10 protein-coding genes are annotated in these 10,707 nt (G+C 56.9%); 5 read left to right on the forward strand and 5 right to left on the reverse strand.

What is annotated here, in order from left to right; translation table 11 throughout:
• Positions 1-10: 10 nt before the first annotated feature.
• Both J2Y56_RS22335 and J2Y56_RS22340 read right to left on the reverse strand, forming a co-directional pair.
• Positions 11-289, reverse strand: a complete 279-nt coding sequence (locus J2Y56_RS22335) for a type II toxin-antitoxin system RelE/ParE family toxin (protein WP_081502801.1) — start codon at positions 287-289, stop codon at positions 11-13.
• Between the two features lie 84 nt (positions 290-373).
• Entirely contained in the window at positions 374-1,612 is a 1,239-nt protein-coding gene (locus J2Y56_RS22340) for an MFS transporter (RefSeq protein ID WP_150781663.1), read from the reverse strand.
• A 398-nt stretch (positions 1,613-2,010) separates the two neighbouring features.
• Here J2Y56_RS22340 and J2Y56_RS22345 point away from each other — a divergent pair, with 398 nt between their 5' ends.
• From J2Y56_RS22345 to J2Y56_RS22355, 3 genes are all read left to right on the forward strand, one after another.
• Positions 2,011-3,450 carry a cytochrome ubiquinol oxidase subunit I gene (locus J2Y56_RS22345; protein ID WP_007946594.1) on the forward strand — a complete coding sequence of 480 codons (1,440 nt, stop codon included), beginning with the start codon at positions 2,011-2,013 and terminating at the stop codon, positions 3,448-3,450.
• A 3-nt stretch (positions 3,451-3,453) separates the two neighbouring features.
• Positions 3,454-4,461: a cytochrome d ubiquinol oxidase subunit II gene (gene cydB / locus J2Y56_RS22350; protein WP_310352779.1), complete on the forward strand. Its 1,008-nt coding sequence runs from the start codon at positions 3,454-3,456 to the stop codon at positions 4,459-4,461.
• Between the two features lie 82 nt (positions 4,462-4,543).
• Positions 4,544-4,711, forward strand: coding sequence for a DUF2474 domain-containing protein (locus J2Y56_RS22355; protein WP_310352781.1), 168 nt, complete (start codon positions 4,544-4,546; stop codon positions 4,709-4,711).
• 69 nt (positions 4,712-4,780) lie between these two features.
• Here J2Y56_RS22355 and J2Y56_RS22360 read toward each other — a convergent pair whose 3' ends face one another.
• The gene (locus tag J2Y56_RS22360; RefSeq protein ID WP_007946588.1) at positions 4,781-5,905 is read right to left on the reverse strand and encodes a class I SAM-dependent methyltransferase; all 1,125 of its coding nucleotides are present in this window, start codon (positions 5,903-5,905) and stop codon (positions 4,781-4,783) included.
• A 177-nt stretch (positions 5,906-6,082) separates the two neighbouring features.
• Positions 6,083-6,793 carry an autoinducer binding domain-containing protein gene (locus J2Y56_RS22365; protein WP_007946587.1) on the reverse strand — a complete coding sequence of 237 codons (711 nt, stop codon included), beginning with the start codon at positions 6,791-6,793 and terminating at the stop codon, positions 6,083-6,085.
• 345 nt (positions 6,794-7,138) lie between these two features.
• Here J2Y56_RS22365 and J2Y56_RS22370 point away from each other — a divergent pair, with 345 nt between their 5' ends.
• A complete protein-coding gene (locus J2Y56_RS22370) occupies positions 7,139-7,915 on the forward strand; it encodes a ferredoxin--NADP reductase (RefSeq protein ID WP_310352785.1) in 777 nt (258 codons plus the stop codon).
• 44 nt (positions 7,916-7,959) lie between these two features.
• Here the strand turns inward: J2Y56_RS22370 and mscL are convergent, their stop codons facing one another.
• Positions 7,960-8,373: a large-conductance mechanosensitive channel protein MscL gene (mscL, locus tag J2Y56_RS22375; RefSeq protein ID WP_007946584.1), complete on the reverse strand. Its 414-nt coding sequence runs from the start codon at positions 8,371-8,373 to the stop codon at positions 7,960-7,962.
• A gap of 778 nt (positions 8,374-9,151) precedes the next feature.
• Here mscL and radA point away from each other — a divergent pair.
• Positions 9,152-10,519: a DNA repair protein RadA gene (gene radA / locus J2Y56_RS22380; RefSeq protein ID WP_007946583.1), complete on the forward strand. Its 1,368-nt coding sequence runs from the start codon at positions 9,152-9,154 to the stop codon at positions 10,517-10,519.
• Positions 10,520-10,707: the final 188 nt, after the last annotated feature.

Raw genomic sequence — 10,707 nt, forward strand, 5'->3', positions numbered from 1 at the left:
CTGCCTCCTGTCAGTGGTAGTCCAGATAGTCGACCAGTTCGATGTCTGAACCGATAAACCGAAAAACAACTCGCCAGTTCCCTGAAACACTCAGTGACCAGAATTCGGCCAATTGCCCTCTGAGTGGATGCAGCCGCCATCCCGGAATATCGAGGTCGCCGGGTAGTGCTGCCCGGTCCATGAACTGAAGCATTCGAGACAGACGCTTCGCATGGTCTGCGCGAATCCCGCGAGTCGAACCTGTTTCATAGAAGCCACGAAGGCCCTTGTGCTGAAAGGATTTGATCATGGGTTGAGTGTAAGGCGATACATTACACCGAAGGCGGTATCTATGTATTGCACCTGGTCGGCAAATTTATGCCAGCTACTTGGTTCAGACCTTCACTTCTTCCACCGGCACATGCATGCGGTCGCGGTTGGCCAGGCTTGGGAACAGTTTCACCCAGACCCCGGTCACCACCAGGGTGCCGATCCCGCCCATGACCACTGCTGGCACGGTGCCGAACCAGTGGGCCGTCAGCCCGGATTCGAACTCGCCCAATTGGTTCGACGCGCCGATGAACAGGCCGTTGACGGCGCTGACCCGGCCACGCATTTCGTCCGGGGTTTCCAGCTGCACGAAGGAGGCGCGGATCACCATGCTGATCATGTCTGCCGCGCCCAGCACCACCAGCACCGCAAGCGAGAACCAGAACGAGGTCGAGAGGCCGAAGGCGATGGTGGCCACGCCGAACACACCCACCGCCGTGAACATTACCCGTCCGACGTTGCGCTCAACCGCATATCGAGCCAGGAACAACGACATCAATAACGCGCCGACTGCCGGTGCGGAACGCAGCAGGCCCAGCCCCCACGGACCTGTGAGCAGGATGTCCTTGGCAAACACTGGCAGCAGCGCCGTCGCGCCACCGAGCAAGACTGCAAACAGGTCCAGAGAGATCGCCCCGAGAATGTCCGGGCGACTGCGAATGAAGCGGATGCCTGCCAGCAATGAATCCAGCGTCGCCTTGCCCTTGTTCAGCGGCGTTTGTCGGGCCGGCAGGTTGAGCATTAATACGCAGGCGATGATGTAGATAATCACCGTCGGGCCATACACCCAGACACTGCCGAAGGCATACAGCAAACCACCGAGCGCCGGGGCGACAATGGTGGCCGATTGTTGTGCCGACTGTGCGGCGGCCACGGCGCGGGGAAACAGCGCGCTGGGCACGATGCTCGGTAACAGGGCTTGAGTAGTGGGCATTTCAAATGAACGCGCAGCACCGAGCAGGAACGCAAGGATGAAGATCATCTCCCGGGTGACATGATCGGTGGCACTGCCAATGGCCAGCGACAAGGCAATCAGCGCTTGCAGGGACTGGCAAATCGCCGCGACTTTACGCCGGTCATAGCGGTCCGCGACGTGTCCGGTGTGCAGCATGAACAGCACGCGCGGCGCAAATTCCACCAATCCGACCAGACCCAGATCGAGCACGTTACCGGTCAGTTGATACAGGTTCCAGCCAATAGCCACCGTGAGCATCTGAAAACCACTGGCGGTAAACACCCGAGCCAGCCAGAAAGCGATGAAAGGACGGTGGTGACGTAACAGCAAGGGCTCTTGGCTGGGCATCTGCGGGGAAATCTAGGAGGGGGGAAGGGCGAGATTATCACCAACCTGTAACCAGAAGTTGCAGCCACCAAAAATTTAGTTAGCTAGATACCGATCCCGAAAATGCCCAACTCTCCCACAGGGAACGTATTGCGACGCATGTCCAAGGTCATGGGGCAAGTTGTCACGCGGCAAAAGACCACGCGGGTCATGGCCGGAAATGGGACTACTCTTTCAACATTGATTGATCCAGATCAAAACACCAAAAGGAATTGATCCGACGGCCATCCGGCCAGACTCCCTGCGTTGTGATGCTGTTAAAAAAAGAACGAATTCGAATTCGCCGCACTCCATAACCGTGGGGGCCGTTGGGTGCAGGCTTCCAGCCAGCAGCCGTATTACCTGACAGAGGAAGACTTATGTTCGGTTTAGAGGCACTTGATCTCGCCCGAATTCAGTTCGCGTTTACTATCTCGTTTCACATCCTGTTCCCTGCCATCACCATTGGCCTGGCGAGTTACCTGGCGGTGCTCGAAGGCTTGTGGCTGAAAACCCATAACGACACATACCGCGACCTGTACCATTTCTGGTCGAAAATCTTTGCCGTCAACTTCGGCATGGGCGTGGTCTCCGGGCTGGTGATGGCTTATCAATTCGGCACCAACTGGAGCCGCTTTTCGGACTTCGCCGGTTCGGTGACCGGGCCATTGCTGACGTACGAGGTGCTGACAGCCTTCTTCCTCGAAGCCGGTTTCCTGGGCGTCATGCTGTTCGGCTGGAACAAGGTCGGACGCAATTTGCACTTCTTCGCCACGGTCATGGTGGCCATCGGCACACTGATCTCGACCTTCTGGATTTTGGCCTCCAACAGCTGGATGCAAACACCGCAGGGTTTCGAAATCATTAATGGCCAGGTGATCCCCACCGACTGGCTGGCGGTGATCTTCAACCCTTCGTTCCCCTATCGACTTCTGCACATGGCAACGGCGGCGTTCGTGGCCACGGCGTTTTTCGTCGGATCTTCGGCGGCCTGGCACTTGCTGCGCGGCAAGGACAACCCGGCCATCCGCACGATGCTGTCGATGGCCATGTGGATGGCGTTGATCGTGGCACCGATTCAAGCCGTCATCGGTGACTTCCACGGTCTCAATACTCTCAAGTATCAGCCGGCGAAAATCGCTGCGATTGAAGGGCACTGGGAAAATCACGGTGATGAGCCGACTCCGCTGATCCTGTTCGGCTGGCCGGACATGAAAGAAGAGAAAACCAGATTCGCCGTCGAGATTCCGTATCTGGGCAGCCTGATTCTCACCCACTCGCTGGACAAGCAAGTGCCAGCGCTCAAGGAGTTCCCGCCTGAAGACCGGCCCAATTCGACCATTGTGTTCTGGTCGTTCCGAATCATGGTCGGCATGGGCCTGCTGATGATTTTCACCGGTTTGTGCAGCCTGTTGCTGCGCAAGCGTGACCGGCTGTACACCTCGCGGCCGTTCCTTTACCTGGCGTTGTGGATGGGGCCATCTGGCCTGATCGCGATCCTCGCGGGTTGGTTTACCACCGAAATCGGTCGTCAGCCGTGGGTGGTCTACGGTCTGATGCGTACGGCGGACGCTTCATCCCACCATAGTTTCATGCAGATGAGCATCACGCTGATTCTGTTCGTTGTGGTGTATTTCGCGCTGTTCGGCACCGGTCTGGGCTACATGATGCGCCTGGTGCGCAAAGGGCCGAAGATCGACGAAGGCAAGGAAACCAATGACGGTGGTCCAGGCCAGAAACGTACGCCGGCCCGTCCGCTGTCCGCCGCTGACGATGATGGTGCCAGTGACCACGGCCCCAGCCTGACCAAGGAGATTTGAACCATGGGTATTGATCTTCCGCTGATCTGGGCCGTGATCATCATCTTCGGCATCATGATGTACGTGGTCATGGACGGTTTCGACCTCGGGATCGGAATTCTCTTCCCGTTCATCCCGGGCAAGACCGACCGTGACGTGATGATGAACACCGTCGCCCCGGTGTGGGACGGTAACGAAACCTGGCTGGTACTGGGCGGCGCTGCGTTGTTTGGCGCGTTTCCGCTGGCTTATTCAGTGGTGCTCTCGGCGCTGTACCTGCCGCTGATCCTGATGCTGATCGGGCTGATCTTCCGTGGCGTGGCATTCGAGTTTCGCTTCAAGGCCAAGGACGATAAGCGTCACCTCTGGGACATGGCCTTTATCGGTGGCTCCGTCACCGCGACCTTCTTCCAGGGGGTGGCATTGGGGGCCTTCATTGATGGGTTGCCGGTGGTCAATCGTCAGTTCGCCGGTGGATCACTGGACTGGCTGACACCGTTCACACTGTTTTGCGGCTTGGCGTTGGTGGTGGCTTATGCGCTGCTCGGTTGCACCTGGCTGATCATGAAGACCGAAGGCGAACTGCAGAAGAAAATGTACGGCCTGGCCCGGCCGCTGGCCCTCGTGGTGTTGGCGGTGATCGGTATCGTCAGCATCTGGACGCCATTGACTCACCCTGAGATTTCCGCTCGCTGGTTCACGCTGCCTAATCTGTTCTGGTTCATGCCCGTGCCGATTCTGGTGCTGGCGACGATGTACGGTTTGATCCGCGCCGTTGCCCGCCATGCGCACTACACGCCGTTCCTGCTAACGCTGGTGCTGATCTTCCTAGGCTACAGCGGTCTGGGCATCAGTCTGTGGCCGAATATCGTGCCACCGTCGATCTCGATCTGGGACGCGGCTTCACCGCCGCAAAGCCAGGGGTTCATGCTGGTGGGTACGTTGTTCATCATCCCGTTCATCCTGGGTTACACCTTCTGGAGCTACTATGTGTTCCGCGGCAAGGTGACCCATGAAGACGGTTATCACTAACACTGTGGGAGCGAGCCTGCTCCGGGCGGCGTTCCGACGATGGCGCCCTCAGCGGCGCCATCGATCTACTGAGGATCGATGCATGACCGGCAAACATTCCCTGCACGACATCGAAGAAGCCGAAAAAAAACCGCTGTGGCAGCGGCTCGGCTGGCTGGCCCTGATCTGGACCGGTAGCGTCGGCGCCCTGTTTATCGTGGCCAGCCTGATGCGCATGTTCATGAATGCTGCAGGCCTGACCACGCACTAAAGATCCCATCCCGTTGCCTTGGGGCACGGATTTACAACCCTCCTGCGCGGAGGGTTTTTTTGCCAATGTTTATTTGCGGGCTTTGAGAATCACGAATTTTGGCGTGGCGGCCACTTGCTCTACACCACGGAACAGTCGGGCAAGCTTGCTGTGGTAACCCAAGTGACGGTTGCCTACGATATACAGCGCACCGCCCACCACCAGCGCCTCTCGGGCCTGCTGGAACATGCGCCAGGCGAGGAAGTCGCCGACGACTTGTTGCTGATGGAACGGCGGATTGCACAGCACCACGTCCAGGGATTGAGATTCCTGCCCCGCGAGGCCATCGCCGGCCCGCACAATGACTTCTCTGTCACCGAGCGCCGCGCGCCAGTTTTCAGTGGCCGATTGCACCGCCATGAACGACTCGTCCACCAGCGTGTACTGCGCCTGAGGGTTTTGCAGCGCACTGGCGATGGCCAGCACGCCGTTACCGCAACCGAGGTCCGCGACTCGCGCAGTGCCGAGGTTCTTTGGCAGGTGTGGCAGAAAGGCCCGGGTGCCGATGTCCAGTCCTTCGCGGCAAAACACATTGGCGTGGTTCAGCAGTTCAATGGCCGGTTCATCGAGTTGATAGCGCGAAGGGTAGGGGGACACGACAGGGGCTTTTGTTTCTGGGGTGGCGATCAATAGCCGGGCCTTTTTCACCGCCAAAGAGGCTTGCACCGGGCCGATGTAGCGTTCAAGCAGATCACCGGCAGCACGTGGCAGATGCTTGATCATCGCCGCAGCAATCACCTGTGCGCCCGGCGCCAACTGGCCTTGCAGGCGAATAAGCTGTTCTTCCAGCAGCGCCAGGGTTTTCGGCACCCGGATCAATACCCGGTCAAACGGGCCGTTGAACGCTTCGCTGGCGGGCACGCTCGGTACGGCGTCAAACGCCTGGTTGTTACGGATCAGATTTTTTTCCAGCCCCTGAAACGCCAGAAACGAGTCGCCACTGCTGATCACCCGGACCTTGCCCGCGAGGCTGGCGGCCAATGCGCCAAAACTATCGTTCAGCACCAGTACCCGAGTTTCGGCCGAAGGATGTTGTTCGGCGAGATGGTTGAGCAGGTATTCGTCGGCTGCATCGAAAGCTTGCAGCGGTTCATTCTGCTGTTCTGGTTGACGGATCAGATCGAGTTGGGCGAAGGGCGTTTCGAGCAGGGGCATGAGGCGAGGCTCTGGGTAATCAACGAGTGTGGTGTCCCGCTGCCGGAGGCGTTGTCGCGGGCTGGGCCGTCTGAGTGCACTGCGTCGTGAAGTTATACACGACATCACTCAGGGGACCGCAAATGGTACGTTTTTTTCTGCTGGATTACTCGCAGGTTTTCCTGGCGTGGCGTGAACTCAGATGGCCCCCGTCCTCACAGCCTTTATCACCGCTGCAATCTTGTTGTTCACGCCAAATTTCTGGATTGCACTGTGCACGTGGAAATTGATGGTGCGTTCACTGATGCTGAGAATTCTGGAGCATTCATAAGCCGTCTTGCCGTCGGCCGACAATCTGAGAATTTCGATTTCACGTGTCGACAAATGAGGGACGCATGCGCCCGGCCGGCAATGACGCAGTTTTTGCGCTACGTGCCGATGCAATTGGTGGTTGATGAAAATGGCGTAACCCAGATTTTCATACAATTCATAGGCCGTGATCGGGTTGTTGCTTCTGGCCAGGCTAAACATGCTGCGAAGACCGTTGCCGTCATGAATCGATTGTGACCAGCCATACTGCAAGCCTAGTGTTTTTTGCGCCTGCCGGAGCTGAGGCGCCTTTGAGAAAAGCTCATCCTCCCAAAGAATCGGCAGTTCTGATTGATTGCAATGTTTCCGTATTGGATCTATGTCACCGAAATGGTCGTGGTGATATTTCGTATTCCATTCGAGCGGGTAGTTATTAAAACTTACTGTGTCGAGATGATGCGCTTCTGCGGGGGATGTAATTGAAAAAGCACAGAAGGTGAAGCCAAGACTCTGAACGAGATTGAGTGAAACGTCATACGCAGAATTTATTTCCTTGGCATCGGATATCTGTCTTAACTGTGATTCCTTCCACATCTCCATTGCAGCAGCTCCATGCGGATATCTTTGGGGTGTAAATTGGATCCGTGATCCAGCACGTGCCGAGTGTAGGAGCAATCCTACACATATGCTGCAATTATTTTGTTCTTGAAAATTTTCTGAGCTGTATGTTCGGTTCTTAGAAGTTGTACAGCTAGTACAACTAAGTCACATGGCGTGCATCATTCAATGTGTCGTTTTTTGTACGAGTCGGTGTATGCCTCTAGCAACATATAGTCAGGCTATATCAATAACAAGAGATCTCCTTTTCAAAGACACTACAAATCACCGGTGTTTACATCGTCTGCTTTGCGCGACACTGGCCAGGTCAGTCCAATGGAGCGACCCATGACCGCCAGCGCCGATAAGTTCACCCGCCAAACCTTGCTCGACGTCCAGCCGTTGACCCCGAACCTGTTTACCTTGCGGGCTACCCGGGATTCGGGTTTTCGTTTCAGGGCAGGGCAGTTCGCCCGATTAGGCGTTACCAAGGCCGATGGCAGTACAGTCTGGCGTGCTTATTCCATGGTTTCTGCACCCCATGACGAATTTCTCGAGTTCTTCTCCATTGTCGTGCCGGGCGGGGAGTTCACCAGCGAGCTGAGTCGCCTGGAGGCCGGCGATACGTTGCTGGTCGACCGCCAGGCCTTTGGCTACTTGACCCCTGATCGTTTTGTCGATGGGCGTGATCTGTGGCTGTTATCCACAGGTACCGGCATTGCCCCGTTTCTGTCTATCCTGCAAGACTTTGAGGTCTGGGAAAGGTTCGAACGCATTATCCTCGTCTACAGCGTGCGCGAAGCCCGGGAGCTGGCGTATCAGGCGTTGATCGCCGAGTTGGGGCAGCGCGACTATCTGGCCGAAAACGCCCGCAAATTGCAGTTCATCGCCACCGTCACTCGCGAACAACACCCCGGCGCCCTGAGCGGGCGGATCACTACGCTGATCGAAAATGGCGAACTGGAGCGGGCAGCAGGCGTGGCGCTGACCCCCGAGCACTCGCGGGTCATGCTCTGCGGTAACCCGCAGATGATCGATGACACGCGCAAGCTGCTCAAACAGCGTGACATGCACCTGAGCCTCAGCAGACGACCAGGCCAGGTGGCTGTGGAAAACTTTTGGTAAAAAAACGGCGCCTCACGGGCGCCGTTTTTAAATGTAACCAGCGTTCAGGGCTGATTGTTCTGGGCCTTGAGCAGATCACGGATCTCGCTCAACAACTCTTCCTCCTTGCTCGGAACCGGTGGTAGCGATGGGGCAGCAGCCTCTTCGCGCTTCAGTTGGTTGATCGCTTTGATCCCCATGAAAATAGCGAAAGCGACAATGATGAAGTCAATCAAGCTCTGGATGAATTTGCCGTAGGCCAACACCACGGCCGGGGCATCGCCTTCGGCTGCCTTGAGCGTAATGGCCAGATCACTGAAGTCCACCCCGCCGATCAGCAAGCCAATGGGTGGCATGACCACGTCGCCGACAAACGAGGTAACGATCTTGCCGAAGGCTGCACCGATGATGATGCCGACCGCCATGTCGATCACGTTACCTTTGACCGCGAAGGCCTTGAACTCACTTATCACGCCCATAGGTTATTTCCCTGTTACAGATGAGGTTGGTGAACGCAGTGTAAATCAGCGCGGCAGCTCTTGCTCGAAACACCGAATTACAATGCTCGAGGTAATCGACCTGCCTGTCGGCATTTAGTTTGAAAGCGCGTGCTGTCATGCGTGGCACCGACGTCCATGGACCTTCACCGTGATCCTGACCGATGACCTCGGCGACCTGGCATGGGTGGAGGTGTTCGCTGGCGACCATTGACCGCAAGACTTGCGTGATATTCGCGGTTTCGACACTGGGTTCTATACCGCCGACGGTAACGGGGTCGTGCGGTGTAAAATTTTCCGGTCTGCTTCATTCGCAGAGCGTTAATAGTTCGATCCGAATCAGTTACAAGTGTGTAGGATCAGGACTTCTATCAAATGATCAACGGCTTGTTTGCATATATTGAAACAAGGCGATATTTAAAGGTGAAGCTTGTACGGTTAGCGTTTGAAAGCTCAAGGTTTGTATAGGTTTAATATCGGGGCGTTCAGCGAAACAAAGATCTTTCTCGGAATTTCTGCGCGAAAAGTTGGACAATTTTTAAAGTTGCAATGGCATCTGCCTGCCTTGATTGTGGGTGAGCATCTTTGGCAGGTTGCTTATTCAAGGCTGAGTGTTTCCTGTATCGACACTCAACGCTCCAAAAGTTGCCGAGAACACCGGTAATCAGGAAGTGCGATAAGCATCGATGAGATCCACACCGCAGCGATGCGCTGAACGACGTCAGCTGAGCTATCATCGCGGTTTTTGCCGGGGGTTCAGATGGCCAAGGCCAAACGCATGTACGGCTGCACCGAGTGTGGCTCCACCTTCCCCAAGTGGGCTGGCCAGTGCGGCGAGTGCGGGGCCTGGAACACGCTGACCGAAACCATGGTGGAAAGCGGTGGCGCCGCCGCCCCGAGCGGTCGCACTGGCTGGACCGGCCAACAGGCCCAGATCAAGACCCTGGCCGAAGTCAGTGTTGAAGAAATTCCGCGCTTTTCCACGGCCTCCAGCGAACTCGATCGGGTGCTGGGTGGTGGCTTGGTCGACGGGTCGGTCGTATTGATCGGTGGTGATCCTGGCATCGGTAAATCGACCATCCTCCTGCAAACCTTGTGCAACCTCGCCAAGAGCATGCCAGCGCTGTACGTCACCGGCGAAGAGTCGCAGCAGCAAGTGGCCATGCGCGCCCGTCGGCTGGGTTTGCCTCAGGATCAACTGCGGGTGATGACCGAAACCTGCATCGAAACGATCATCGCCACGGCCCGGTTGGAAAAGCCCAAAGTCATGGTGATCGACTCGATTCAGACGATCTTCACCGAACAACTGCAATCGGCGCCGGGCGGCGTCTCCCAGGTTCGCGAGAGCGCGGCTTTGCTGGTGCGTTATGCCAAGCAGAGCGGCACCGCGATTTTCCTGGTGGGCCACGTGACTAAAGAAGGCGCACTGGCTGGTCCTCGCGTGCTGGAGCACATGGTCGACACCGTTCTGTATTTCGAAGGCGAATCCGATGGGCGTTTGCGATTGCTGCGTGCGGTAAAAAACCGTTTCGGCGCAGTCAACGAATTGGGTGTGTTCGGCATGACCGACAAAGGCCTGAAAGAAGTTTCCAATCCATCGGCGATTTTTCTCACCCGCGCTCAGGAAGAAGTCCCGGGCAGTGTGGTCATGGCGACGTGGGAAGGCACTCGGCCAATGCTGGTGGAAGTCCAGGCGTTGGTGGACGACAGCCATTTAGCCAATCCGCGCCGGGTTACGCTGGGGCTGGATCAGAATCGTCTGGCGATGTTGCTGGCGGTCTTGCACCGTCACGGCGGCATTCCGACCCACGATCAGGACGTGTTCCTCAACGTGGTTGGCGGGGTGAAGGTCCTGGAAACTGCCTCTGACCTGGCGTTGATGGCGGCGGTGATGTCCAGTCTGCGCAATCGGCCATTGCCGCATGATCTGTTGGTGTTTGGCGAGGTCGGTCTTTCCGGCGAAGTGCGCCCGGTGCCTAGCGGGCAGGAGCGCCTGAAAGAAGCCGCCAAGCACGGCTTCAAGCGCGCCATCGTGCCCAAGGGCAATGCGCCCAAAGAGGCCCCGCCGGGGTTGCAGATTATTGCGGTGACGCGTCTGGAGCAGGCCCTCGACGCGTTGTTCGAATAAACCACGCCCCTGTGGGAGCCGGGCTTGCCCGCGATAGCGATCGGTCATTCAATGATGATGTTGAAATTGAAAACCGTCATCGCGGGCAAGCCCGGCTCCCACATCTATGGTTACCCCCTTTTCTGCAATACTGTTTTTGATGCCGTGTTTGGCTTGCTTTCATCTATCCGGCGTCTGAGTGGGGTTGT

The sequence above is a fragment of the Pseudomonas sp. BE134 genome, from assembly GCF_031456105.1.
Lineage (GTDB): Bacteria > Pseudomonadota > Gammaproteobacteria > Pseudomonadales > Pseudomonadaceae > Aquipseudomonas.